Consider the following 25,534-nt stretch of genomic DNA (forward strand, 5'->3'; position numbering starts at 1 on the left):
GCAACTCACTCTCCAGCCAGTGTGGATCGTAGGCATGTCCCTGAAAATGGGCGCGGATCGATTCAATCCCGGTATCGACATCCTGGGACAACTCGATCCAGTTGCGTTTCTCCACGGAAGGCTCCAGAGGTCAGGGTTCAACTGATAACGGTGTGGTTCGCTAAAATACCCGCAATGCCTGCAGGCGTTTAGACGATTTGTGCAGAGGCTCAGAGGCCGAAACGCTGGTGGCTGAAGTGGTCGCCAACTACCTGCGCGACTTCGACCCCAAATCCGAGCGCTGCTGGATCGCGGAAAAGGACGGCGGGGTCATCGGTTCGGTGTTCATCGTTCGCGAAGACGAAACCACCGCACGATTGCGCATGCTCTACATCGACGCCAGCGCACGGGGCCTGGGCATCGGCGCTCGACTGGTCGAAGAGTGTCTGCGGTTTGCGCGGCAGATCGGTTACAAGAACATCACCTTGTGGACGACGAGCAACCTGACGGCGGCGCGCAAGATTTATCAGAAGGCCGGTGGCAGTCAACGTCCTTTTCCAGAAGGTTCACAGGTGCACTGTTCAGACACGGCGATGTACTTTCACCGCCCGCATAATCTGTTGCTGCAGCGAGCTATCGCTGCTTGTATCCTTGCCCACGCGAAGCAGGCCATCGCTATGGCCTATAGTGGCTGGAACGCAAAAAAATGGACTTTCCATAAGGTAGTGACGTGAAGCGTGATACCCACCTGGTGGTGCTGTTGCTGTTAGTGATTGGCTGTTCTCTGGCGTCGCTGACGGTCTGGAAAGTATTAGCTTCTCGAGAGCGTGCACTGAAAGAAGTGGACGTCCATGGGTTGAACCTCACGCAGGCGCTTGCCACCTATTCCGAAGGCATTGTCCGGCAAAGCTCGGTGCTCTTGCTCGGGCTCGTCGAGCGCCTGGAAACGGAGGGCAGCGGCCCGGCACAGATCGAACGGCTCAGCGCCTTGATCAGCCGGCAGGAGCCCCTGATGCCACAGCTCAGTGGCATCACGGTCTACGATAATCAGGGCCGCTGGTTGATGTCCTCCAACGGGCCGATTCCCTTCGGGGCGAACAGCCGTGATCGGGTCTATTTCATTCATCACCGCGACGATCCATCCCCAGAAACCTTCATCGGCCCGCCCATCCAGAGCCGCTCTAATCAAGAGTGGGTGATCACCGTCAGCCGGCGCTTCAATGATGCGCATGGAGCATTTGCCGGCGTGGTGGCGGTCACCTTGGGCATTGAAAACTTCCTTCGACTGTTTGGAACGATCGATGTGGGGCAGGACGGTGCCATCGGATTGTCCTATACCGATGGTACGTTGCTGGTTCGTTATCCCTTCCGCGAGCAGGACATGGGGCGCAACTTTTCCAAGTCGCCCATCTATGCCAAGTATCTCGTTGATCGTTCAGTCGGCACGGCCTCGTTTACTTCCAGTCTGGACGGTGTGGAGCGGCTCTACGCCTTCCGCAAGAGTGACCGGCTGCCGCTGATCACGACCATTGCGCTTGGCAAACACGAAGCGCTCGCCGCCTGGCGAACGGAGGCGTTGCTGTCAGGGGTGGTAGTGACGGGGCTGCTGGGGCTAACCGGTCTGATCGGTTGGTTTTTGATCGTGGATATCCGAAGGCGAACCACGGCGGAAGACCAGTTGCGCGAGACTCAACAGCAGTTGCTCTCATCGAATCGTCAGCTTGAGTTGCTCGCAATGAAGGACGCCCTGACCGGATTGGCAAATCGGCGCTGCTTTGATCAGAGTCTTGCCTCGGAAGCACGGCGCGCACAACGCGAGCGCACGACGCTGGCCTTGCTGATGATTGATATCGACTACTTCAAACTGTTCAACGATTCGTTCGGCCATGTCGCCGGCGATGTGTGCCTGCAGAGCGTCGGCAAAATTATCGAGGAGTGTGTCAGACGACCTTCGGATCTCGCGGCACGCTATGGCGGAGAAGAGATGGGCGTCATCATGCCCGACACCGACGTAGAAGGCGCAACGGTGGTTGCGCAACTTATTCTCGACCGCTTGGCATTGGAGAATATCCCGCACAACGCCAGCCCGTCTGGACGAGTCAGCGTGAGTATCGGGATTGCGACCGCCACTGGATCGCAACTGGATCACTGGCAAAGGGTGATCGAGGTGGCAGACAAGGCGCTCTATAGTGCCAAGGCGTCGGGGCGTAATCAGTGGCTGATCGGCGTTTGAAACCGGTCTTGCTGTTTATAGAGGCTTCGAGGCGTTTTTGTGCCGATTGTCTACCGGACACGCACGAGCGATATCAAACAAAAACCGACGTTTACGCCTGTCTGCGGAACGAAGAGCGATTCAGGCTAAAGAAACTCCGAATGACCATCCTCTTCAATAAAGCGGCCAGTAGCCACTAGACAGCTGATGCATAGCCTCGTACCTTCAGTCCAGCGCCCCACGAAGCCTTTTAACGCCTCATTTGCTGTTGTGAGGCAGTCAACCTGAAAACCGGATTTATACCCGGACATAGAGGTAGCCGGTTCGATGCAAGGGACACCCTCGCAAGACCCAACCAGACACGACGCTCGGCCAGAATTCTGGCAGCTTTCCATGCGTTGCTGTCAGTTGGCAGGCAGCGTGGATGTTGCCTTCTTTTTCATTTTCCTCATTCTTGGCTCTCCCATTCTGGCCTGGATAAACGTGGTCAGCGTGGCCATGTATGTCTACGCCTATCGCGCGTTCAAGCAGCGACGAAATCGGTTGGCCGTTCTACTCATTCGCATTGAAGTGCTTGTGCACGCCGGGCTGGGGACGGTCCTGGTTGGCTGGGGAAGTGGTTTTCACTATTTCTTGCTGATGTTTATTCCGGCCCTGTTCGTTAGCATGCGCGCCCGTAGCGCCTGGGTATACGCCGGTTGGTTGTGGGTTTACTACGTAAGCCTGGATGTACTGATGTGGTTCGTCAGTCCTCTGCAACCGATCTCCTCCAATGCCCTGTTGGGTGTGCATATTTTCAATCTGACAGTCGTGTTCTGCATGTTCAGTTATCTTGCGCTGTTCTATGTGGTCACGGTCACCCGTGCGCATAAAAGTCTTGCGCGTATGGCAACGACGGACTCATTGACCGGCCTGTTCAACCGTCGGCACATGATTGAGTTGGCCGAGAAAATTTTGGCACGGCACCATAGACGCCCCAGCAATCTCACCTTGATGTTGATGGACATAGATCACTTCAAGCAGGTCAATGATCTGTACGGTCACGATGCCGGTGATCGCGTACTCGAAGCAGTGAGTCAATTGTTCAAATGTTCAATGCGTGAGCAAGACTTTATCGGCCGCTGGGGGGGCGAAGAGTTTCTTGTCATATTGCCGGACACGGATTTTAGCCATGCCACTGATAGCGCGGAGCGCACACGCAAGGCGGTCCAGGCATTGGAGATTTACAGTAATGGCCAAAAGGTCAGCGTTACTCTGTCCATCGGCATCACTCAATACCGCGCTGAGGAGGCGCTCAGCGACGCCATTGCACGGGCCGATTACGCGCTCTATGAAGGCAAGTCAGCGGGACGCAACAGGGTAGAGGTTGCAGAGGCTTAGCTAACAAACTCGAACACTGTTTTGAGTGAGCGACGAACGATAGAAGCCGCTCTCCAGGTGCACAAACCGGCGGTTCCTGGCGTAGTCGTAGGTTACGGCGCTAGGTTTTGTAGCCTTGATGGCGTACGGGGAGAGTCTTTTCTAGCATCGGCGCCGTTAGTGTTGAGCGGGGGCTTTCAGGGTGGGCTCTGCTGCACAGTTCACGAGCGCTAGCGTCACTACAAACTTGCTCCCCTTTCCATCACCTTTGCTAAAGGCCGTTACTGTGCCACCGTGAACTTCGACTAACTCCCGTACCACCGTCAGGCCGATACCGAGGCCGGCCCCGTTGAAGCCGATGGCGTGAACGTCCTGAACAAAGGGTTCGAAGATAAAAGGCAGCGCCTTGGAAGAAATGCCAATCCCCGTATCGCAGATACAAAGTCGCATTAGATTATCTTCGGCCGTGACCGAGAGTGTGACGTTGCCACCGGCTGGTGTGTACTTGGCAGCATTGCCTAACAGGTTGCCGAGAATCTGAGAAAGCCGCACCGGATCGCCATCGACCATCAACGCGTATTCAGGCAACTGCGCGCTGAAATGCAATTCGTTAGCGAGCATGACCGGGCGACAGATTTCAATGGCCTCATGGATGGTCTGAGTCATGTCGACACTGCAGCGATCAAGACGAAACTTCCCGGTACTAGCGCGCGATACGTCGAGTAAGTCTTCTACCAATCGAGACATATGCTGCACCTGACCTTCGATCAGCGCCTGCATTCGCGGCAACTCCTCACTCGGCACCCTCACCAATCGACCGGCGATCATACTGATGGGGGTCAGCGGATTACGCAGTTCATGCGCCACCAGCGTGAGGGTGTTGCGTTGCTGGGCCAGGCTTTGTTCGGCCGAGGCTTGCAGGTGTTGCGCGCTGAGGACGGCGAGCACCAACTGTTCGTTGGCTTCGCGCATTTCCAGATAGCGCTGCTGTTCTTCGGCGGTGTGCTGGGGTTTTTCCGCATCCGACTGTGCCGTAAGAATGGCCAGAACCAATTGTTGATTGGCCTCGATCAGTTGCTCGATTTGCCGACTATCGGCACGCTGGGTATTGGCTTCGCTCAGCTCTTTGTTCAGCGCCGCCAGCACTGCTCGTGCTTTGACGGTTTTCTGGCCGAGCAGGAACAGTTCGCGAGCCGCCGTGCCCAACGCTTGTTCGTTCTTGCCGTTGGCCTCGTTCATGATAGTTCGCTCATCCCTCGTCTTTGCCAAGACGCTGACGGGTTGGCCGGCCTCCAAGCAGGCCTTCCTGATCTGGCAGCTTGGCGCCGATGTGCAAGCCGTTATCGTCGATCTGATACTGGCGCAGTTCATCGGAGTGTGCACTGGCCCTGACCTTGACCACGGCCATGATGCGCAGCAAGCGACTCTCAACTTCAATGTAGCGCTGGACGATGATCGCGTCGGTGAGAAATGCCGTGCCGTAAGGGCTGAAACGCAGGTCGGTGTAGCGGTCTTCCAGTTCTGAAGTCAGCAACACGCTGACCCCGACGCTGGTCAGCGCAGTGACCATGCGCGAGAGCGACTCGCGAAAGTCCTCGCGGAAGGTCGGTGCGAGTGCCAGTTCGAAACCCGACAGCGAGTCGATGACCACGCGGGACGCCTTCAGTCGACTGATCTCACTCAACAACAAGTGCACGATTTCGTCGATGGACAGGTCCGGGGCGCGGCTGTCCACCAGGCCGACTTTTCCATTGCGGATCAGGTCCACAAGAGTGGCGTTCTGGGAGTGGTTGGGCCGTTGTTCGAACACTGCGATCACGCCGGTTTCGCCATTACGCGCGCCTTCAGCGAGGAAGGTCCCGGCCAGAATGCTTTTGCCCGAGCCCGATGGCCCGGCGACCAGCAACGAATAGCCACGGGGCAGGCCGCCACCTAACATCTCGTCGAGCGCCGGAACGCCCATTTTCAGGCGCTTGATCGGAAACTCCAGTGGCGCCTCAACCGGGTTGAGTGCCGCAGGTGCGAAGACCTTGATCCCCGACGTTGCGATGCGAAACGTGTGCAAACCGGGCAATGTCGGTTGGCCGCGCATCTTCATGATTTCCATCTTGCGCACCATGGAGTTGCGCTGAACGCTTTGGCGCAGCCAGATAAGCCCATCGGCTACGGTAAAAATCGGGTTGGTGTCGGTTTCGGTGAAGTATTCGCCGATCAGGAAGGTGGTCGCCTGCCAGGTGGTCATCAACATGCCCAATTGCTGAACGAACTGCGGCAGGTTGTTGTTCGGGTTGTCCTGAGTCTGGCTGGCCAGCACTACGGAGCGAAACGAGTCGACGAACACCAGCGCCGGGGAGTGGGTCTCCACCTCGCTGACGATGCGCCGCAGCACTTCATCCAGATTGCCAGCCAGGGTGTCAGCGGCCAGGTTGACGTAACGAATCGAGTGGTTAATCGCCTCGTTGTCAAAAAAATCGAATTGCTGCTGATAACGCAGCATTTTCAGCGGCGGTTCGCCGAGCACCGTAAAGAACAGCGCCGGGCGTTCGGGGGGCGCCAGGGCAAACATCATCTGGTGCGCCAGTGTGGTCTTGCCGCATCCCGGCGGGCCGGCGATCAGGTTGAACGAAAACTCCGGCAAACCTCCGCCCAGCACCTCGTCCAGTCCTGGCACACCGGTGGCCAGGCGGTTGATAGTCACTTTGGTGCTCATGGCGAATTTTCCTGCGAGGGGGGTGTCGCTCAAAGAAGGTTCCCACACGCCACGAAGCAATCGTGCGGTGAGCGAAGGCCCGATCAACGTGGTCAGCAGCGCGTAAAACGTCGTCAGCAACACTTCACCAAAAAACAGTGCATCGGCTTTCGTTTGCTCGACAAGTACGGCCTTGAGGGCTGTCAGGTCCATGGTCTGCACACTGTCGTAGGTGCCGGCCAGACGCGAATGGGTGGAGATACTCAGATGGAGGCTGCGACGATAAAGCGCAATTACCCCTTGCTGGCCGATAATGGGCGTGAGGGCAGCGTCCATATCCCGCAAGGTTAATGTGATCGTATGGGCGATCTGTGCAATGTCAGCGTTGGGACCAACGCGGCGCGTCAGAGAAGCTACGATCTGACGGCTCTCTTCGCTAAGCGTGGACATGGATAACTGATATCTGATGAATAGATTCTGATAGTCCACCCTAAAGCAGACAGCCGACGCTCTATCGAAACGGCATTCCAATCCGGCGTGCAGGTACCGTGGCGCAAGGAGGGTGTTTGCAAGCCATCCGGCTACCAGCCTGCATGCAGGATTTGTAAGCCATGAGTGAAGCGCTTGATATTGAACGGCTGCGAATTATTCACGCGATTGTGCAATTTTCAACCGTTAAACGTCTCGCGCAGTGCATTGGAAACCAGCGTAAATGCCGGGGAGGGCTGGCGTCGGCTGGGGTAATACAAAGAGTAGCCCGCGAACGGGGTGCACCAGTCTTCCAGGACGCGCATGAGTCGGCCTTCCTGAAGATGGGGCTCAAATTCCTCCTCGGGCAGGTAGGCAATGCCAAGTCCCGCCAATGCTGCCTCTACGATGTGGACCGACTTATTGAACGTGAGCTGTCCGTTTACGCGCAGGTTCTCCGGTAGCTGCACCCAATCTGCATTCCCGACAGGAATGCAGCACATAAAATTAACGAATTTTTCTTAGTCGAGTTCAAGGCGTACCTTGCCCCAAAGACAAGGAGAATCGTCCGTTGAACCCATCAGCTCCCACCCCTGCCGAAAAATTCGACACTTCTCGCGCCAACGAATACGCCAAGCAAAGTCGAATCGCGCTGGCCGGCTACGACGCCTGCCACGATTTGGCGGCATGCATGTTGGCAGCGAGTCTTGGTCATTCACACGCGGCAAACGTATTGGTCGTAGGCGCTGGCGGTACGGCGCAGGAAATCATTGCGATGGCTGCGCTGGAGCCGCACTGGCGTTTCATGGCGGTTGATCCTTCCGAACCAATGCTCGAAGCCGCGATGCAGCATTTGCAGGCCAACGATTTGCTGCACAGAACGCAAGTGCATCTCGGGCATGTCGATGACTTGCCGGCCGATCAGTTGTTCGACGCGGCGACGTTGATTGGCGTGCTTCATCATCTGAAGGGCGATGAGCCAAAGAGAGCAATCCTGCGATCAATTGAAGCTCGCTTGAAACCGGGCGCGCCACTGATCGTGGCAGGCAACCATTACGCCTACGCCAGCCAACCTCTATTACTGGCGGCATGGGGGCAGCGTTGGCGGCAGCAGGGTGCCAGCGCGGAGGAGGTGAGGGCCAAGCTTGGCAAGATTCTTCAGGGGGCAGACCCGCCGCATTCCGAGGCGGCGGTTCAGGCGCTGTTGCATGAGGCCGGCTTTGGCGAGGCTACGCGGTTTTTCAGCAGTCTGTTCTGGGGGGCTTGGTTGACGGGTAAAGCTGGATGAATACTGGGATGGGGTGGTAAGCGCCGTGGCGAGGGTGCCCATCTATTGAGATGCCAACTCTCGTCGGGCAAACTCTGGTTGCCTCATTGGCCGATAACAGGAGTTTACGGATGCCATTTCCACTGACGGAACATAATGCGTTACTGGCCCTGAGGGGCGTGGGGCCGGCCGTTATTGCTCGCCTTGAGCAGATGGGTATTGACTCGCTGGCGGCGCTCAGCAAAGCCAATGTTTGTGACATCGTCGCTCAGGCATCGGCAGCAACGGGATCGACTTGCTGGAAGAACAGCCCTCAAGCCCGGGCCGCCATTCAGGCGGCTATTGAACTTGCGCAGGGTACTCCGTCGAGCACACCTGATGCGTAAAGCTGATCGCTTGTTTCAATTGGTCAATCTGATTCGTGTCCATCAGCCAATCTCTGCTGAACGACTGGCTAGCCGAATCGGCGTTTCCGTTCGCTCAATCTATCGATACATCGACGACCTCTCCTTCAGTGGCATCCCCATCTACGGTACTGCTGGCGTGGGCTATGCCTTGGATGCCGATTTTGAGATGCCGCCTTTAGCGTTGAACAAGCTCGAACTGGACGCACTGATACTCGGGATGGAAATGCTTTCAGCTTCCGCCGATGACGATCTAGGTGCTGCGGCAAGAATGCTGTTGAGCAAAATCTCCGCTTGCGTAGTCCAGCACAAGGTCGACCCCGGTTCGGCAAAAATCAGGGCACTAGGAACAACACCCGCTTTGACGCGTCGCCACCTGGCAATCCTTCGAAATGCCATCGAAAACACTCAGGCGCTGAGAATAATTTATACCCGACTGGATGGAGTGGTTTCGCAACGTCTTATTTCTCCCCTTGGCCTTTTTTACTGGGGAGGGAAATGGACGGTTGGAAGTTGGTGCAGTACCAAGGCGGCTTACCGCGATTTTCGGGTCGATCGCATCGCCTCCATCGCTATTGCCGAACAACCTACACCTGACAATCAGGCCCTTGATCTCCAGACGTATATGAAGCATCAGGCAAACCAGTGGAAAGCGATCAGCACGACTGACACTACGCTGTCAGTATGAGCTACTGATAATTGGGACCTCCTAACACACAGCAGGTCATCCCTATGCAGCATTCATCTCATGTACTCGAATTAGCCATTTTCAAGGTCAAACAGGAATGCGTTGCGCAAGTGCCTGTGCTACGCGAAGGGCTTCGTGAAACGTTAAAGACTTTCCCGGGTTTGATCGAATACCGTGCCTACTGCCCCATGAACGACGACCGAATCTTCGCGGACTTAGCCATGTGGGACAGTCTTGAAAACGCCCAGAAAGTGGCAAAGGCGTTCAGCGATGGAGATCCGAGATTCTCTGAATATATGCACGCGATTGAAAATCTTACGTTCATGAGTCATCTGGCCCCAGAGATGAGTTGACCTCACTGACTCTCAGAGCCGGCAAGCGACAACAATGCCTTTGCTGTCAGGCATCGTTGTCGTCACTTCCAGTGCAAGTGTTCTCAGATTAACTATTGCTGAGCTGCCCAGTGCTGCACCCACTATCGCCTTATGAGAAAAGTTCACGTAGCAGTACTCCTTTGGGGTGAGGTGTTACGCCAGGTTCTTTTGATCAGTAACGTCAGGTCATGTTGGTTGAAAGAGCTTGAATCCAGGCGTTATCGAACTCGCCCGACATACGACAGCCGGACAGGGGTTTGGTCTGATCGACAGGCATGTCACCCATCCGCCCAACCGGGTAATTAAGGCGAAGTGACGTATCGCTGATGATTCGACATTGTCCATTTGTGCACTTTCTTAAGTGCGTCCAGCTTCAACTATTGTTTGTTGGACGATGAACGATGGCAAATATGCATCTAGGCTGGGTGTGCTGGAATAACCAATTAAACGGACTATGCTGCTTCGACAATGTGCGCAATATTTGTTGTGGGTCATCCGGGTGAACCAGGCAGGTTCCACTCATATATGACCAGAACGCAACGATTGTGACTGAGTATGCTCTGAGAGAAATCGCTGAGCCATTAGTCCCTCAGTTTGAGTAGTTAATGCATTTGTCATAAACAAGGAAAGCACTATGACGCAATCTCTCAAACCAAAAACCGTGTTGTCGGCTTTCGTCTCATTAGCGATACTCTGTCCACCATGGTGCAAGCTGGCGGCGAAATCCCCCCATCCATTACTACGCCTGATCGCATGGAGACGCGTATCGGTGTGTTGGAGTTCAAGGATGGCGCTCCGACCGAGAAAACCACACAAGATGTCTACGGCACCCTGGCGTTCACTCGCGGCATAGACGCGTTCATGAACAGTTTCTCGGGCGCCTCGGCCTATGCGATTCGTGAGGGCTTTCACAGCATTGGCGCTGAGGACAACCCGCCTGTTCCTCCAACGAAGTTCGTTGAAGGGAGTGACAAGTCGTTCAATACCATTCCACCAAACGATTTTTCCTATTTCCAGATGCTCGACAAGCTTGTGCAACTGGAACCGGCAACCTCGTTCGATCCGGAACTGCTTGGCCAACTGGCTGCCATTGGCATCGCCAAAGGTCACCCCTTCAATCCCGATGCCCGGATGAAAAGTATCCTGACCGACGCAGCGGCGGTGGGCAACGCAGCGGGGCGGTCGCTAAACTGGAGTGGTGCCGACTATCCCGGTTGGGCCTACTATCCAAATTCAATGTGGGCCAACATGTTGTGGCAGGGTGGCTATAACTTCGAGACTCCGCCGCCGATGATTACCAAGGACGGCTTTTTCAAACCATTCCCGCCAACCGGCGCACGGACACTCGATTCCCGTGCGGCGTTCTATTACGGCTACACCATGGATTCTCCGGGCATGATTATGCGGTTGCCTAACGCGGGCTCGCAGTACCTCATGGGTTTTACGGATGCCGAAAAAAATCCTTTCGAAGGTGGCAAGACCTACAAGGTAACCCTGCCACCGAAGATTCCTGCGGCAAAATTCTGGTCATTCACTGTTTACGACAACCAGACGCGATCCATGCTCCAGACTCCGCAGCGCTATCCGCGTGCAGGCAGCCAGACTTATCCTACGCCGGCAGCCACGGAAAACGCCGATGGGACCACGACCCTCTATTTCGGCCCCTCCCAGCCTGCAGAGGCCAAGGCCGGCAACTGGATCCAGACCATGCCCGACAAAGGCTGGTTCACGATCTTGCGCCTCTACAGTCCGCTTGAGCCGTTCTTCACCAAAGAGTGGCGGCCGAGCGAGATCGAACTGGTTCGGTGAGACCACATCCTGGTCAGCGCCACCGTTCGGTCGGCGCTGACCTTAGGGTGGGCTTGCAGCAAGGGAGAAAAATGGTGCGAGTACACTTTACGGAGTGAATACCGAGTCAATCGAAAACGGGCAAACCCTGGAATGGTCGGTGCCGGTCAAACTGACAGTTACTCCACGCTGAGCATTGCATTCGAACCCCTATCCGTATGCGCGCTGCTCAGTGGGTATCAAGCATGAAAACAGCCATTACATTGACGATGCCCCAGGTGAGTGCTTTATGCCTTGAACCTTGATCAGCTCTCAGAGCAAGCCACCGAGTCAGAACCCGCTTGAGCCTCAAGCTTCGCCCGGTCAGCCTTGCTGATGTATTTCGGCTTTTTCGGGGCCAGTTTGGCACTGGCTTTTTTGGCCTTTTCCTTGAACAACTGCTTCAGTTTTTTCTGACGATTCATGTTTTTACTCGGGTTGTTAGTTCTGCAAGACAGTCGTCTGTCTACGATTCAGGTGTTTGCGTTCCATGACACATATGACATCGCCCCGCGGATACCCGCCGGGCCGATCGGTTTAGCTGGTCGCCGACGCAGGTTTGGATCATCCCAATGTCAGCGGTGCCATCAAGAATGCTCAACGCTTTTGCCGACCAGCCAGCCGAGGACGATCATTATGAGTCGGGCTTGCCTGCTCATACCAGCCGCATTCCCATCTCGACGGCGCGTTGCTCGAATCCGAACTCGGCATACATACGCGCAGCGCGCTCATTGAACGGCCAAACCGTCAGGCGCAAATCCTGAGCATCATGCTCAACGGCCCAGTCCTTGACGAGTTGCATCAGCGCACGACCAATCCCTTTGCCCGAAAACGGCTCGGCGACGCACACCGAGCCGATACGAACCACATTCTGCCGCTGCATCAGCGGCCCGGAGCTCGCCGACAGGTTGGCCGTAATGAATGCTGCGGCCTGATCACCCACATGGGCGATGAAGGCTACATGATCCGGTTTTTCGAAAACGCCTGACCAGTGCGGCAGGTCGCGGGAAACATCGTCGGTAGCCGCCGCATATATGTCGGGGCGCCCAGCGTGGTGCACGGCGTTAAGCAATTGGCCCAACTCGCACAGGGTCAACGCATCGTCGGCAGTTGCGGTTCGATAGGTGATGGTTTCATCCATGATGGGTGAGGCTCCTGATCAAAATCGTTAAGACAAATATCACTGGTCGGTCTTCAAACGCTGTGCCCACGCCTCAATTCTCAACTGAGGACGTGGATTGATGCACCGCCCAATGCGCCATCTCTTGGGCAATGAAGTGATTCACCAGATCGCTGTACATTTTCTCGATGGCGTCCGGATTCAGACCTTCGGTCTGCGCCCACTCACGGCGCGTTGCGAGCATGGCTTTGAAGCGATCCGGCGCACGCACGGATGTTGCTGAAGTCTTGAATTTCGAGGCTGCCAGTACGTACTGGAAACGCTTGCCCAACAGCTTGATTACGGCGTGGTCCAGACTGTCGATCTCGCGTCGAATGTCCAGCATGTCGGCACATTCGATAGGTTGCAATTGATTGATGACTTCCATGTGGATGACTCCGTGTACTCAGCAATGGCTTTTTAGCAATAAGCGACCATGTTACTCGTGGCCACATCTCTTTTGCAGCTCACCCTCAACGCTCTCATACAGGTCTCATGGCACGACAAATGCGACGTGTTTGTATTGAAAACGTCAGCGCGAAGAACTTTGCGGGTTTATGCCGGTCGACCGGCCATCGACCGCATCAACCCGGTCTGGCCGATTAAAACTATAAAAGGTAAGTGCGATGAGCTGTCTTGTGTGTGCAGGCGCCGCCGAGCGGATTCACTGTCACGGCCCGTGGGAGGAAAGAGATTGCCCCGACTGCGGGCGATATCGAGTGGCCGACGAGCTCTTGTTGGCGTTGATTGAACAGGGGCAAATATTTGATGTGGTTAGAACCAGAGGCTGGCTCGACCGCCAACGCGTAGACACAGCTATCCCCGTCATCAATGTCCATGAAGCCTTGCTGGTGAGTTGAGTGGGTGCCGTGCTGTTTGCATTCGACCTGAGCAGCCACTCACAACCTTGGGCGCTTGGTGCGCCAGATTGTGAGGCAGAAGGTTGCGTTGCTTTTGCGTTCAGATGTTTGCGAGGTTTTTCCGAACCCAATGCTCGGCGGTCGTTACCTCAATCGACTGCTGCTCGTTGAAAGTGCCCGCTTTCGGCCAAGCCACACCTCTGCCTTGGGCAAACACAGCACGGTACTTCTTGATGTGGTGAGTCGGATCTTTCTCCAATTCCCGGATCAGGTACGCAACAGTCCACACGTTACGTTTGAACGGGCGCCCCAGTACACGTTCAAGGAGACCCGCAACCTCTGCGTACGTCACCGTGTCTCCCGATAGATACACGATCTGGTTGCGCAAGCGAGGTTCGAAGAAAACGATTGCCGCTGTCAGCGCACCAATGTCGTATGGCGTCGTGAGCGTCACGCTGTTCTCAAGACTGTCTAGCGCGTTCACGGAATCGTTTTCCAAGTCAACCACTTCGAATACAGGCTCAAAAAGGAAGCTGGTGAACATGCCTGTCGAGATGATTACCCATTCAGTTTTGTCCTGGGCGCGAAGCAATTCGCGTACATCAAGCTGAGCATCGAACAGATCCTGAGGACTGCCCCTACCGATTACCTCGAAGTCGACACCAGGCGTTCGAGAAACGCCTGGCGGAATTTGACAGTATCGGCCTGAAGACCGCGAAGTTTTTAAACGCGAAGCTCACACAGTGCTTTTTAGCGACCGGGATGTGACGCGGTGTCCTGGCTGATATGTTTGGGGCCTGCGATCGCCCAGGCAATCAGCCCGAACAGCGGCACAAATACGATCAACACAATCCATACCCCCTTGTTATTGGACTTCCCCTCGCTTTTGCGTACCCGGTTGATGGCCCAAAGCTCGATGAGCAGAAGAACTGCCGCCAGTACGATCCATACGATTTCATTTTGCATTGGCTACCTCCTGATGGTCTTTGTTAGGGGGCGTGTGGCGTGGTGGGTTCATTTAATTTGCGACCTCACCGCAGAGATCTGCTTGCTGACGGGCCAGCCCCCTGGATTTGTTGATTGGCTTGCTGACGCTCGGCGCTATATTCTTCCCGCCGCTGGATGAGTCTCCGTCAATGGCTGAATACAGCCTGTCAGTTAGGGAAGAATTGAATGCCGTTCAGGGTGATGGTGGTGGGGGGCTACGGCAACTTCGGTAGCATCGTTTGCAAGCATCTGGCGCTGATGCCGGGCGTCGAGCTGGTGCTTTCGGGGCGTGATCAGCACAAGTTACAGCGCAAGGTCGATGAGTTGAATAGCCAGTCGCTTAACGTCTGCGAAGGCTGGTGCGGCGATGCCATGGGCAGCGCGTTCAGTCCGGCGTTGCGCTCGATGAACATCCAGTTGGTCGTCCACACCGCAGGCCCGTTTCAGGGGCAATCGTATGCGGTCGCCGAGAGCTGTATAGCGGCTGGGGTGAGTTACTGCGACCTTGCTGACTGTCGGACTTTCGTCAATGGCGTGGGCGTCCTCGATGCGCGGGCGAAAGCCGCGGGCGTGGCTGTTCTTAGCGGCTGCAGCTCGGTGCCGACGTTGTCGTCGGCGATCATTGATCAGCAGCGCCATCACTTCTCACGCATCGACTCGATTGAGCATGGCATCTCGTCCTCGGCGAAGATGCCGGGGCTGTCGACGATCGAAGGTGTGCTGGCCTACGCCGGCAAACCCATCAAGCAACTCAGGAACGGCAAGGTGCATGAGGTGCCGGGCTGGCAGGATCTGACCCTGCGCAAAATGCCGCCACTGGGCACTCGCTTGCTGGCCAATGTCGATGTGCCGGACATGGATATTTTCGCCAGCCGCTATGGCGCGCACACTCTGAGCTTCAAGGCCGGCGCGGGGTTGAAGCTAGGCGGTATCGCCAACGGCCTGCTGGCGCAGGCGCTGAAGATCGGGCTGGTTCGCGACCACGTTCGCTGGGCTGCGCGCTTGCATCGTCTGGGCGTGCGATTCGAACGTTTCGGCGACGGTAAAAGCGCCATGTACATCGACGTTCACGGGCTCGATGTTGATGGCTTGCCGCTGGCGATGACTGCGCAACTGACAGCCCTGAATGACAAAGGTCCGCAAATCCCCAGCTGCGCGGCCGTGGCGCTGGCGATGAAAATGGCCCAAGGCTATGTGCCGCAATCCGGTGCCCGGCCTTGCGTCGGCGAAATCAGCGTCGATGAATACATGGCGGCCATCAACGATCCGGACAATCTGCGCCTGGTCGTGAACTTCTCCAAAGGGCCGCGCTGAGCATGCTCTATCTGGGCCTGAAGTACCTGCACGTCATCGCGGCGATTTTCCTGTTCGGGTTCGGCATGGGTTCCTACCTGTATTTGATCGCCGCCAGCCGTACGGCCAACCCGTTGGTGATCGCACACGTCGCCCGCATGGTGGTGCGCTTCGACACCTGGATCACCACGCCGGCCGGTTTGGTGCAAATCATCACAGGCTTTTTTCTGATGAAACTCTCGGGCCTGCCCATGACCACGGAGTGGGTGGCGACTTCGTTGATCATCTTCTTTTGCGTCGGGGCGCTTTGGTTGCCGGTTTTGCTCTTGCAGAAAAAGCTTTGCGCGATGGCGTCGAGCGCGGGGGAGGCCGGGAAGGGGCTCGATGAAAACTACCGAGCCGTTTACAGAAGGTGGTTCTGGATGGGCGTTGCCGGTTTTGCCGGGATGTTCGTGATTGTGCTGATGATGGTGACGAAGCTGACACCGGTTCAACTGCTCAACGTTCTGGTTTAGCTGCTGGCGGCGCGGGAAGACGCGCAGCACCTTCAACGGTTCGCAACGGCTGGGCGCTACCGGGCGATTCGCTTGCTGCGCCTCACCCAACGCCTCAAGAAATATCGATCTGGTACCTGAAGCCTTCCGCCGCCGCCCGGGAAATTCGGTATTCGAGTGGGCTGCGGTCATACCCCAATGCAGTGCGTTCGATGGTGACGACCGGGGAGCCTTCCTTGATCGAGAGGATTGTGGCCATGGCCGGGTCGGCTTCCCCCACCGTCAGCGTCTCGCTTGCCGAGGCGATGCATTGGCCGCACTGGGTTTCATACAAAGGGTAGAGCAGCTCGCCGAAACTTTCGGAATCCATGCTCAGCAATGCGCCAAAACGTGTGGCGGGTAGCCAGATGTCTTCGTGAAACAGTGTGCGGCCTTCGACCATCCGAAGGCGTTCCATGCTCACGACTTGCTCGCCGTCTTGCAGCTTTAGCGCATTGGCCACGGCCAGCGATGGTTTTTGCAGCGTTTTGGCAAGGATGCGACTGGTGGGTATTTCGCGTCCGCCGCTGGCATTCACCTGCCGAAAGAAGCGCGCCAGCGAGGCGTCGAAATTAGGTCGGCGCACGAAGGTGCCGCGGCCCTGGCTGCGCAGGAGCAGGCCTTCATTGACCAGCGTTTCCACAGCCTTGCGCACCGTGCCGATCGCGACACCGTAGTGTTTGGTCAGCTCCGCTTCGGTGGGAATGGGCGCCCCTGGCGTCCATTCGCCAGCGGCGATCTTGGCGAGCATTTCTTCTCGCAGGCGCTGATAAAGCGGCAAGCGCTCGTCGTATCCGAGTGTCGAGGCGTTCATTTTTGGGGCAGTCCATTCTGGCAGGCGCCGCTACTGTATCACCAACAAGTCGTTTGACAGATATCTAGCGCTGAATATATGGTGGTGCAGTCATATATATGAATAGATGTATTTATATGAATCTGCCGCCAACCGTCGCTTGGGCCTCATGGCCCGATCTCACGAACGCTGCAGATTGTTAGCCATAACAACAAACGCTCAGGGTTATCTGTTTATGACCAGTCTTCATGCGCCTGCCCTCCGTGGTGTGGACACCCACGCCCACATCTTCCGCCAGGACCTGGCGATGGTTGCCAACCGTCGCTACAGCCCGCATTACGATGCTTTGGTTGAGGAATATCTGGGCCATCTTGATCGCAATGGCTTGTCACACGGCGTGTTGATTCAGCCCAGCTTTTTGGGCACCGACAATCACTTCATGCTTGACGCGTTACGCCGCTATCCAAAACGCCTGCGTGCTGTGGCGGTCGTCGACGCTGATGTCAGCGAAAGTCGATTGGATGAATTGGCCGAGGCCGGTGTGGTGGGCATCCGTCTGAACCTGATTGGCAAGACACTGGCCGACTACAGCAGTCCTGCTTGGGTTGCGCTGTTCGTGCGTTTGGCACGGCGCGGCTGGCAGGTGGAGGTTCAGCGGGGCATCGATGATCTGGCGCTGATCGTGCCCGTCATCAGGGCGTGCGGCGTGACGGTTGTGATTGACCACTTTGGCCTGCCGACAGGTGGCATCGATCTTGAAAATCCCGCTCATACGGCTTTTCTCGCACTGCTGGCAGACACGCACGTATGGCTCAAGTTGTCCGCTCCCTACCGTAGCCAATCCGATCTGGCCCAGGCAACGCAAGTGCTGGCACTGCTGCGCGAGGCGAGCGGTGGCATCCAGCGACTCCTCTGGGGCAGCGACTGGCCCAACACCCAGTTCGAAGATCAAACGAGCTATGACCAGCAGGTGGCCTTCATCGAAAGGTTGCTGCCGGATGCGGGCGAGCGCGCCCAAGTGTTGAAGGAAAATCCGGCAACGCTGTTCGGATTCAACGTTTCCCGCTAAACAATCAATAACAACAATAGGACTTCCATCATGATGAGCCTGCTCGTCGTCGCGGCAATCGTTGTCGCCGTCGCCCTTGGTTACAAAACCAAGATCAATATCGGTCTGTTCGCCATCGCGTTTGCCTACCTGATCGGCTGTTACGGCATGGGCCTCAGCCCGTCGGAAGTCATCGGCATGTGGCCGCTGAAGATTTTCTTCATTATTTTCTCGGTTTGCCTGTTCTACAGCTTCGCCACGGTCAACGGCACCCTTGAAAAACTCGCTGAGCACCTGATTTATCGCAGCCGGTCGATGCCGCAACTGTTGCCGTTTGCGGTCTTCTTCACCGCGACCGTCATTTCAGGGATGGGCGCGGGTTATTACACGGTGCTGGCATTCATGGCGCCGATCACGTTGCTGCTCTGCGAACGCACAGGCATGAGCCTGATCATTGGCGGCATGGCGGTAAACTACGGCGCCTTGAGCGGGGCCAATTTCGTCTCGAGCCAGAGCGGCATCATCTTCCGTGGACTGATGGTCAACGCGGGGATCGCGGAAAATGACGCGTTCATCAACTCAGCAGCGATCTTCGCCAGCACGTTGGTGATACCCCTTCTGGTGATTTCAGCTTTGGTGTTCCTCACGGGCCATGGCAAGGCGATGAAAGCCAGCGCTTATTTAGTAACCGAGCCTACGCCGTTGAATCGAGAGCAGAAAACCACGCTTTGGCTGACGCTGGCGATGATGGCGATCGTACTGGCCGCGCCCATCGCGCATATCGTTTTCCCGGCCAACGCGACCGTGAGCTTTATCAATTCGAAGATGGACATCGGGCTGATCGCCAGTCTGTTCTCAGTGATTGCGCTGCTGCTCAAACTGGGTGACGAGCGCAAGGTCATGGCGACGGTGCCTTGGGGAACGTTGATCATGATTTGCGGCGTGGGCATGCTGATTTCGGTTGCGATCAAGGCCGGGACCATCGACGTGCTGGCCTCGTGGATGGGCAGTAGCATCCCGCCGATCATGGTGCCGATCGTCTTCGGCATCGTGGCGGCTTTCATGTCGCTGTTCTCCAGCACGCTGGGGGTCGTGACGCCAGCGCTGTTCCCGATGGTGCCGCCGATTGCTTCGACGCTGGGGCTCGATCCGATGATCCTGTTCGTTGCCATCGTCGTGGGCGCCCAAGCGACCTCTATCTCGCCGTTTTCCTCGGGTGGTAGCCTGATCCTCGGCTCGTGCCCCACGGAGCAGAGCCGCGCTTCGCTGTTTCAGCATCTCCTGTTTCGCGCGGCACCTCTGGGCTTTGTCGCGGCGCTGGTGTTCAACGCACTGATGACGTTCGTCTTTTAAAAGCGCCCTTGGCCCGACGCGAAGGCGTCGGACGTCAATTGAGTCGATTGCGAGCACGATGGCAACGTGAGACTGGTTCTCAGGCACGCTTGGGCAGTTTCCAGTTCGGACGAATGAAGTGGCAGGTGTAGCCATTCGGGATGCGTTCCAGATAATCCTGGTGCTCCGGTTCTGCTTCCCAGAACGGCCCCGCCGGTGCGATTTCGGTCACCACGCGGCCAGGCCATAGCTGTGAGGCATCGACATCGGCAACGGTGTCCTCGGCGATGTCGCGTTGCTGTTCGCTGAGGTAATAGATCGCCGAGCGATAGCTGGGGCCACGATCATTGCCTTGACGGTTGGGTGTGCTGGGGTCGTGTATCTGAAAGAAAAACTCAAGGATCTGCCGGTAGCTGATCACCGCAGGATCGAAAACGATTTCGATGGCTTCAGCATGATTGCCGTGATTGCGATAAGTGGCGTTCGGCACATCGCCGCCGGTGTAGCCAACCCGTGTTTGCAACACGCCCGGATAGCGCCGCAGCAAGTCTTGCATGCCCCAGAAGCAGCCGCCGGCGAGGATGGCGGTTTCGGTTTGACTGGTCATGGTTTGTCCTTCCCTTTGAGGATGTTGGGTATAGCGATGGTTATGAGGGCGCGTTGACCGATTCCAAGGTTGAACGGCGCGAATAACGCAGGCGGTATCCAGCACTCAAGAAGGGGGGGTAAGCACAGTGCACGCATTAACTCGCCCCGTGATCCACTCACGGCTGTACGCCAGCACGCTGTTGGCAATCGCGGTCGGAAAGTGAATAAAACCATGGGGGGAAGAGGGCAGTTGGTACACCTCGACAGGGGCTGACGCCCTCCAGCGCTCGGCGATTTCGAGGGTGTCGTCGCGCAGCGGGTCCAGTTCGCCGGCAAACATCAGCGCCACCGATCTGGCTGGCGCGCAGCAGTGTTTGAATCATCCGTGGCAGGACGCGATTGCGAATCTTAAAGCGCGGTAACCAGGCGAGCTTCTTGTTGAAGTCACGCACTTGCGTCAACTCCCGCTCGCCCTGCGGCCAAGGCGTCTTGCTGCGTGGGTGAGTCATCCGCGATTCTTGATCAAGATGGAAAAATTCAACGCAGCGGCGACACACAACCAAGCCAGATAGGGAAACAGGATCAGGCCGGTGACCAGATCAAGCTGCAACGCCATCACCACCATGGCCGCGACGACCAGCCAGAGCAGCGTCAGGATCACCATGGCGGCGAAAACGTGGTGGGCGCCAAAGAAGACCGGCGTCCACAGGGTATTGAGCGCGATCTGCGCCGCCCATAACGCCATCACCGTTTGGCTGCCGGGGATCAGGCTCAGTCGGTATCCGGCCCAGGCCAGCAACAGATAGATCACCGTCCAGGCCACCGGAAACGCCCAGTTGGGCGGCGTGAAGCCAGGCTTGGTCAGCGATGCATACCAGGGGCCCGGTTTGAAAATGACGCCTGTGCTCGCGGCAGCCGCGCAGGCCAGAAGAAAAATGAAGAAGGTCATCGCCAGTCCTTAGCTGTACTCAGCTTTTGGGGGAGTGTAAGGAAAGGACGCCCTGCGCGGCGAAAAGTTTGGATTGAGCGCCGAGATTTATCTGTTTACCGCCAGTAAGTCGCAGTCGCCATGCCGTTGAACTAATAACTGACCGGTGCGTCAGGATGATCAGTGGCTTCTTCCTTCATACGCGGGTGACACCATGCACAACTACCTTTTGCAATACCGTTTCAACGACGAGCCTCGTACTCATCTGTTCGAACTCAAACAGCCACAACTGGCCGAACACGAGGCTGCGATGCACCTGCTGGAACTGCATCTGGGCGATGCGGAAAATGGCCTGGTCATGCCCACGGCGGACTCGACACCCCAAGAGATAATTGCGCAGGCTGAACGGGTGGGGATTACGCGGATTGAGATCATCACGCCAATCGACAATTAACCACGGCTCACCTGTTGGAGCGGGCTTGCTCGCGAAAGTGGTGTGTCAACTGAGGTGATAGTGGTTGATACGACCCCTTCGCGAACATGCTGCTCAGGCTTTAGAAAGCCTGGGCTCAACGACGGTGGGACAACCGCCAAGCGTGCTGTGCAGCCAGTCCTTGGCCAGCCGGTGTCCGGGCACTCGATCTCGGCGTGCGCACGTTTCACCGTGATATCGGGCTGATACATCATTCTCGCCGAAGCTTTACCGAACCTGTGCGGATGCTGGCTGAACTGGTCAGTGAGCAATTCAACAGTGGCTTGAGCTAACGGCGAGCGTCGATTTTTTTCACAGCCTGGGTCAAAAGGAGATATCCGACTGCGAGTACTTGTATATTCCCGAAAAGGAAAACCGCGACGACTGCGCAGAAACTGGAAAATACTGGCATGGACCGGAAAAAAGGCCAACCGAGCACCTCTGACTGGGTTATTCGCAGCACTCAACCCGGTAGCATCGAGCGTATCGAAGCCTGGTTCGGCAGCCACGGCTACGACCCACACCGTCACGACACCTACTCGATAGGTCGCACGCTGGCGGGCGTGCAGAGTTTTCACTACAAGGGTTCGCTACGCCACGGGGTGCAGGGCAACACGCTCGTGCTTCACCCCGATGAACTTCATGACGGCATGGCCGGCACGCAAGCAGGTTTTCATTACCGTATGGCTTACGTTGATCCAGCATTGATCCAGACAATCTTGGGGGGCGAACCTTTGCCCTTTATCGCCGGTGGGCTTTCGAACGATCCGCGCCTTTACCATGCCAGCGAAGCATTTGTGCAAGCGATGGATAACCCTATGGAGACGCTGGAGGAACAGGACGCCCTGTATGACCTGGCAATGGCGTTGCGTGCCGTCGCGGGTAAGTCGCGTGGCCGTAAGCGTCTGGATTATCTCTCTGCCGAACGCGCCAGAGCATTCATCCTGGAAAATATGCACTTGGGCATTACGTTGGAAATGCTCGAGCAGGCTAGCGGGAGAGAGCGCTGGAGCCTGTCACGCGACTTCAGAACGCTCTATGGCACCAGCCCCTACCGCTTTGTCACACTACGACGTCTTGACCGCTTTCGCCGTCTTGTCCTCGACGGTTTCACATTGGTGGACGCCGCCCTCGCCGCAGGCTTTCACGATCAGAGTCACATGACCCGACATTTCACACGCTGCTATGGCGTCCCACCCATGCGTTGGCTGGAACGCTTGCGGCCCGCACGCTGACTTGCAGGATCGTACAAGCGCGATGCATTCATTGTTCGATAGGCTGACGACCTCAACTACAGAGGATCTGTCATGCCTGAGTCCCATCACCCACAAACATCGCTCCCCATAAACCTGGCGCAAAAGGCTTCGCTGATCGATCAGCAATGGAGCCCTCGGGTCGTCGCTGAAATGAACGACTACCAGTTCAAGGTTGTGCGAATCGAAGGCGAATTCATCTGGCACTCACACCCTGAGACCGACGAAGCATTTCTTGTGCTCGAAGGCACCTTGCGCATCGACCTCCCAGAGGGATGCGTCCATGTGAATCCTGGGGAGTTATATGTGGTGCCGCGCGGGGTAGTGCACAGGACGGCGGCGCAAAGTGAAGCGAAACTGATGATGATCGAACCACGAGGTATTTTGAACACGGGCCATGAACAGGGTGAGCGAACTGCATTGAGTGACGTCTGGATATAGGTTCAGCGCCCAAACGGCCAGGCATGCATAATTGCAGTTCACTTGACCACCGGCTTGCCTTGCCACTGACCAGTCAATTGCATCCGAGCTGACTCTTACTGCCCGTCGCGAGAGGCAGAAAGCGATCCAAAGCTGCCTTTGGTTGAGGGCAGCTGTCGGCCATGAGCGGACGTGTGTTGGCAGAGGTGCTAACCACTCCTGCTTCTAGACATGTTGTCGATGGCTTCGTAACCTAACCGATGCCTTGTACTTCGTTAAATTTTCACGGACGGTGCAAAGAGCTCGAAATAGTTCAAGAGGACGGTCATGTACCCTTTCGCGATTAGAGAAGGCTATGGCAGTAAAAAACTGCTAGTTGAGTTCTATCCACAGCCATCGGACATTGGGTTTCAGGAGGCGCTCCGCATGGTATTGGTACCATTGGGATTCTCAGTCAACACCAATGAACATGGCATATGGGCATCTCACTCCCGTCTAGAAAGTAAGTTTGGAACTTGCCGAATTGACAGCGACTCTTGGAGCGCTTTCGGAGTTGCCGACCACCCCACTCTCAATAGGCAACTAATTTATGAGCTCGGCGCAATGCTGACAGCTAGCGGAGTGTTCGAAGAGGTTCCATGGCATTGCGCAGGCAAAACAGGTGGCTAAACGTCTGTAAAAGGCTAGGGGTTGAGTACAGCTACAGGCCCAGAGTGTGTAAAAACGCCTTCGCGAACTCTTGCTATGATTTCTGAGGATTTCATCGCAGGGATCGCCCATGAAGCGCTTTATCCAAGGTGAACATCGAGGCCAAGGTACCTTACTTCCCGAGAGCCTCGACGACTACGTCAGCGATACCAATCCGGTGCGCGTAGTCGACGTCTTCGTCGACGAACTCGACCTGGTCAATCTGGGTTTTGAAGGTGCCATTCCCGCCGATACAGGCCGGCCCGCTTACCATCCCGCGATCCTGCTGAAGATCTACATCTACGGCTATCTCAACCGCATCCAGTCGAGCCGACGTTTGGAGCGAGAAGCCCAGCGCAACGTCGAACTGATGTGGTTGACCGGGCGTTTGATGCCGGACTTCAAGACCATCGCCAACTTCCGAAAAGACAACAGCAAGGCCATCAGAGGCGTCTGTCGCCAGTTCGTTATGCTATGTCAGCAATTGGGACTGTTCGGAGAACATCTGGTCGCCATTGATGGCAGTAAATTCAAAGCAGCCAACAACCGCGACCGCAATTTCACCAGCGCCAAACTGAAGCGGCGCATGGAAGAAATTGAATCGAGTATCAACCGTTACCTAGCGGCACTCGATGCTGCCGATCGGCAAGAACCCACAGCTTCCGAGCCCAGTGCCGGGAGGCTGGAAGAGAAAATCGCCAAGCTAAAAACTCAAATGAAGGAGCTTCAAGCGATCGAAATCCAGCTCAATGAATCGCCGGATAAGCAGGTCTCACTGACCGATCCAGACGCCCGTTCCATGATGACGCGCGGCACAGGAATCGTCGGCTACAACGTGCAGACAGCGGTCGATACTCAGCACCATTTGATCGTTGCACATGAGGTGACCAACGTCGGTTCCGACCGGGATCAACTCAGCTCAATGGCCAAGCAGGCCCGCGAGGCGATGGCGTCAGATACGTTGTCGGTAGTGGCTGACCGAGGTTACTTCAAAAGCGAACAAATCTGGCTTGTCACGATGCAGGTATCACCGCCTATGTGCCCAAGCCGATGACCTCTGGAGCCAAGGCAGACGGGCGTTTCAATAACGATGCCTTCATCTATGACGCGGCAAAAAACGAATACATTTGCCCGGCTGGAGAGGCGCTGATCTGGCGCTATACCAACGTTGAAAAGGCCTGACGTTGCACCGTTACTGGAGTTCGAAATGCCGGGGCTGCGCAATGAAACCGCAGTGCACACCGAGCACGGAACGGCGGGTTCGACGCTGGGAGCATGAAGCCGTACTGGAGGAAATGCAGAACAGGCTGAGCAACGCGCCGGAAATGATGCGGATCCGAAAACGGACGGTTGAGCATCCCTTCGGGACGCTCAAGCAATGGATGGGCGCGACACACTTCCTGACCCGAAAGCTTAACGGGGTAAGCGCCGAGATGAGCCTGAATGTGCTCGCCTACAACCTGAAACGGGTCATGAAAATTCTCGGTACCAGCGGTTTAATGAAGGCGCTGTCGGCCTGAAGAGGTCTGTATTTTGGCCACCCAGCAAGGTAGAAGCGGCGCTAGGGGCTCCCAGGCCCTAGTGATGATCCGCAGGACTTGTTGCGAGCAATTACTCAGCTAACAACCGTCGGCGCTGCGCGCCGACAGTGCATCAGCGCGTTTTTACACACTCTGGGCCAATACCGGACGTTCATGACGACCGTTTCCGCCCCAAAGCTGACAGTGGACGATCTGCGGTTGCTTCGACGCTTTTCAATGAGCATCATCAGTACTCGACAAGGAGACGTCCCCCATGACTCAACCAATGCTTCATTTGATGTCAGGCAAGATTGCATCCGGCAAATCGACGCTGGCCAAGTCCTTGGCATCTGAACGGTCGGCTATTCTGATGAGTGAGGATTATTGGCTTTCA

24 protein-coding genes and 7 pseudogenes are annotated in these 25,534 nt (G+C 56.4%); 18 read left to right on the top strand and 13 right to left on the bottom strand.

What is annotated here, in order from left to right; all coding sequences use genetic code 11:
• Position 1 precedes the first annotated feature (1 nt).
• A pseudogene (locus AACY50_RS25380) lies at positions 2-115 on the bottom strand (AraC family transcriptional regulator); the annotation flags it as partial.
• Between the two features lie 94 nt (positions 116-209).
• On the opposite strand from AACY50_RS25380, the pseudogene AACY50_RS25385 reads away from it, so the two are divergent.
• The 3 genes and pseudogenes from AACY50_RS25385 to AACY50_RS25395 all read left to right on the top strand — a co-directional run.
• Positions 210-518, top strand: a pseudogene (locus tag AACY50_RS25385) (GNAT family N-acetyltransferase); the annotation flags it as partial.
• Positions 519-709: 191 nt separating this feature from the next.
• Positions 710-2,212, top strand: coding sequence for a sensor domain-containing diguanylate cyclase (locus AACY50_RS25390; protein WP_339539358.1), 1,503 nt, complete (start codon positions 710-712; stop codon positions 2,210-2,212).
• Between the two features lie 372 nt (positions 2,213-2,584).
• Complete coding sequence (locus tag AACY50_RS25395) at positions 2,585-3,571, top strand: GGDEF domain-containing protein (RefSeq protein WP_339434009.1); 987 nt, start codon at positions 2,585-2,587, stop codon at positions 3,569-3,571.
• Positions 3,572-3,727: 156 nt separating this feature from the next.
• On the opposite strand, the gene AACY50_RS25400 is transcribed toward AACY50_RS25395, so the two are convergent.
• The 3 genes and pseudogenes from AACY50_RS25400 to AACY50_RS25410 form a co-directional block, all read right to left on the bottom strand.
• Positions 3,728-4,846: a sensor histidine kinase gene (locus AACY50_RS25400; protein ID WP_339539360.1), complete on the bottom strand. Its 1,119-nt coding sequence runs from the start codon at positions 4,844-4,846 to the stop codon at positions 3,728-3,730.
• Entirely contained in the window at positions 4,800-6,260 is a 1,461-nt protein-coding gene (locus AACY50_RS25405) for an ATPase domain-containing protein (RefSeq protein ID WP_339539375.1), read from the bottom strand. The genes AACY50_RS25400 and AACY50_RS25405 overlap by 47 nt, the downstream gene beginning before the upstream one ends.
• A 647-nt stretch (positions 6,261-6,907) precedes the next feature.
• Positions 6,908-7,162: pseudogene (locus tag AACY50_RS25410) on the bottom strand (LysR substrate-binding domain-containing protein); the annotation flags it as partial.
• A gap of 116 nt (positions 7,163-7,278) precedes the next feature.
• Between AACY50_RS25410 and AACY50_RS25415 the strand changes: the two are divergent.
• The 5 genes from AACY50_RS25415 (at position 7,279) to AACY50_RS25435 (ending at position 11,249) form a co-directional block, all read left to right on the top strand.
• The gene (locus AACY50_RS25415) at positions 7,279-7,995 is read left to right on the top strand and encodes a class I SAM-dependent methyltransferase (RefSeq protein WP_339539362.1); all 717 of its coding nucleotides are present in this window, start codon (positions 7,279-7,281) and stop codon (positions 7,993-7,995) included.
• Positions 7,996-8,105: 110 nt separating this feature from the next.
• The gene (locus tag AACY50_RS25420) at positions 8,106-8,360 is read left to right on the top strand and encodes a helix-hairpin-helix domain-containing protein (protein WP_339434012.1); all 255 of its coding nucleotides are present in this window, start codon (positions 8,106-8,108) and stop codon (positions 8,358-8,360) included.
• Positions 8,353-9,066: a helix-turn-helix transcriptional regulator gene (locus tag AACY50_RS25425; protein WP_339539365.1), complete on the top strand. Its 714-nt coding sequence runs from the start codon at positions 8,353-8,355 to the stop codon at positions 9,064-9,066. Before AACY50_RS25420 ends, AACY50_RS25425 begins: the two co-directional genes overlap by 8 nt.
• Positions 9,067-9,110: 44 nt before the next feature.
• Positions 9,111-9,419, top strand: coding sequence for a hypothetical protein (locus tag AACY50_RS25430; RefSeq protein WP_339466058.1), 309 nt, complete (start codon positions 9,111-9,113; stop codon positions 9,417-9,419).
• A 774-nt stretch (positions 9,420-10,193) separates the two neighbouring features.
• Positions 10,194-11,249 carry a DUF1214 domain-containing protein gene (locus tag AACY50_RS25435; RefSeq protein WP_339434015.1) on the top strand — a complete coding sequence of 352 codons (1,056 nt, stop codon included), beginning with the start codon at positions 10,194-10,196 and terminating at the stop codon, positions 11,247-11,249.
• A gap of 284 nt (positions 11,250-11,533) precedes the next feature.
• On the opposite strand, the gene AACY50_RS25440 is transcribed toward AACY50_RS25435, so the two are convergent.
• From AACY50_RS25440 to AACY50_RS25460, 5 genes and pseudogenes are all read right to left on the bottom strand, one after another.
• Positions 11,534-11,692 (bottom strand): DUF2986 domain-containing protein, encoded by a 159-nt coding sequence (locus AACY50_RS25440; protein WP_339539367.1) that lies wholly within the window; start codon positions 11,690-11,692, stop codon positions 11,534-11,536.
• Positions 11,693-11,922: 230 nt separating this feature from the next.
• Positions 11,923-12,408 (bottom strand): GNAT family N-acetyltransferase, encoded by a 486-nt coding sequence (locus AACY50_RS25445; protein WP_339434017.1) that lies wholly within the window; start codon positions 12,406-12,408, stop codon positions 11,923-11,925.
• A gap of 73 nt (positions 12,409-12,481) precedes the next feature.
• The gene (locus AACY50_RS25450) at positions 12,482-12,814 is read right to left on the bottom strand and encodes an isochorismate lyase (protein ID WP_339434018.1); all 333 of its coding nucleotides are present in this window, start codon (positions 12,812-12,814) and stop codon (positions 12,482-12,484) included.
• A 572-nt stretch (positions 12,815-13,386) separates the two neighbouring features.
• Positions 13,387-13,950: pseudogene (locus AACY50_RS25455) on the bottom strand (aromatic alcohol reductase); the annotation flags it as partial.
• A gap of 86 nt (positions 13,951-14,036) precedes the next feature.
• The gene (locus AACY50_RS25460; protein ID WP_221732590.1) at positions 14,037-14,252 is read right to left on the bottom strand and encodes a PLD nuclease N-terminal domain-containing protein; all 216 of its coding nucleotides are present in this window, start codon (positions 14,250-14,252) and stop codon (positions 14,037-14,039) included.
• A gap of 207 nt (positions 14,253-14,459) precedes the next feature.
• On the opposite strand from AACY50_RS25460, the gene AACY50_RS25465 reads away from it, so the two are divergent.
• Entirely contained in the window at positions 14,460-15,587 is a 1,128-nt protein-coding gene (locus AACY50_RS25465) for a saccharopine dehydrogenase family protein (protein ID WP_339434019.1), read from the top strand.
• Positions 15,588-15,589: 2 nt separating this feature from the next.
• The gene (locus AACY50_RS25470) at positions 15,590-16,081 is read left to right on the top strand and encodes a DUF2269 family protein (RefSeq protein WP_339539370.1); all 492 of its coding nucleotides are present in this window, start codon (positions 15,590-15,592) and stop codon (positions 16,079-16,081) included.
• Between the two features lie 94 nt (positions 16,082-16,175).
• Here AACY50_RS25470 and AACY50_RS25475 read toward each other — a convergent pair whose 3' ends face one another.
• A complete protein-coding gene (locus AACY50_RS25475; RefSeq protein ID WP_339434021.1) occupies positions 16,176-16,913 on the bottom strand; it encodes a GntR family transcriptional regulator in 738 nt (245 codons plus the stop codon).
• Positions 16,914-17,127: 214 nt separating this feature from the next.
• Between AACY50_RS25475 and AACY50_RS25480 the strand changes: the two genes are divergently transcribed.
• Both AACY50_RS25480 and AACY50_RS25485 read left to right on the top strand, forming a co-directional pair.
• Entirely contained in the window at positions 17,128-17,961 is an 834-nt protein-coding gene (locus AACY50_RS25480; RefSeq protein ID WP_339539372.1) for an amidohydrolase family protein, read from the top strand.
• A 30-nt stretch (positions 17,962-17,991) separates the two neighbouring features.
• Entirely contained in the window at positions 17,992-19,293 is a 1,302-nt protein-coding gene (locus AACY50_RS25485; RefSeq protein ID WP_339508428.1) for an SLC13 family permease, read from the top strand.
• Between the two features lie 79 nt (positions 19,294-19,372).
• On the opposite strand, the gene msrA is transcribed toward AACY50_RS25485, so the two are convergent.
• The 3 genes and pseudogenes from msrA to tspO all read right to left on the bottom strand — a co-directional run bounded on the left by msrA (position 19,373) and on the right by tspO (position 20,809).
• Positions 19,373-19,879 (bottom strand): peptide-methionine (S)-S-oxide reductase MsrA, encoded by a 507-nt coding sequence (gene msrA / locus AACY50_RS25490; RefSeq protein ID WP_339434024.1) that lies wholly within the window; start codon positions 19,877-19,879, stop codon positions 19,373-19,375.
• A gap of 105 nt (positions 19,880-19,984) precedes the next feature.
• A pseudogene (locus AACY50_RS25495) lies at positions 19,985-20,206 on the bottom strand (alpha/beta hydrolase); the annotation flags it as partial.
• Between the two features lie 159 nt (positions 20,207-20,365).
• Positions 20,366-20,809 carry a tryptophan-rich sensory protein TspO gene (gene tspO / locus AACY50_RS25500; protein WP_339434025.1) on the bottom strand — a complete coding sequence of 148 codons (444 nt, stop codon included), beginning with the start codon at positions 20,807-20,809 and terminating at the stop codon, positions 20,366-20,368.
• Positions 20,810-21,002: 193 nt separating this feature from the next.
• Between tspO and AACY50_RS25505 the strand changes: the two genes are divergently transcribed.
• The 6 genes and pseudogenes from AACY50_RS25505 to AACY50_RS25530 all read left to right on the top strand — a co-directional run.
• On the top strand, positions 21,003-21,242 hold the full coding sequence (locus AACY50_RS25505; protein ID WP_339434026.1) for a hypothetical protein: 240 nt from the start codon (positions 21,003-21,005) through the stop codon (positions 21,240-21,242).
• A 161-nt stretch (positions 21,243-21,403) separates the two neighbouring features.
• A pseudogene (locus AACY50_RS25510) lies at positions 21,404-21,553 on the top strand (LysR family transcriptional regulator); the annotation flags it as partial.
• A 117-nt stretch (positions 21,554-21,670) separates the two neighbouring features.
• Complete coding sequence (locus tag AACY50_RS25515; RefSeq protein WP_339434027.1) at positions 21,671-22,495, top strand: AraC family transcriptional regulator; 825 nt, start codon at positions 21,671-21,673, stop codon at positions 22,493-22,495.
• A gap of 72 nt (positions 22,496-22,567) precedes the next feature.
• Positions 22,568-22,954 (top strand): cupin domain-containing protein, encoded by a 387-nt coding sequence (locus AACY50_RS25520; RefSeq protein ID WP_339434028.1) that lies wholly within the window; start codon positions 22,568-22,570, stop codon positions 22,952-22,954.
• A gap of 757 nt (positions 22,955-23,711) precedes the next feature.
• A pseudogene (locus AACY50_RS25525) lies at positions 23,712-25,140 on the top strand (IS1182 family transposase).
• A gap of 274 nt (positions 25,141-25,414) precedes the next feature.
• Positions 25,415-25,534 (top strand): AAA family ATPase (locus AACY50_RS25530; protein ID WP_339539377.1); only part of this gene is annotated, 120 nt, incomplete at its 3' end.

Source organism: Pseudomonas sp. RA_15y_Pfl2_54, assembly GCF_963971015.1.
GTDB classification, from domain to species: Bacteria; Pseudomonadota; Gammaproteobacteria; order Pseudomonadales; family Pseudomonadaceae; genus Aquipseudomonas; species Aquipseudomonas baetica_A.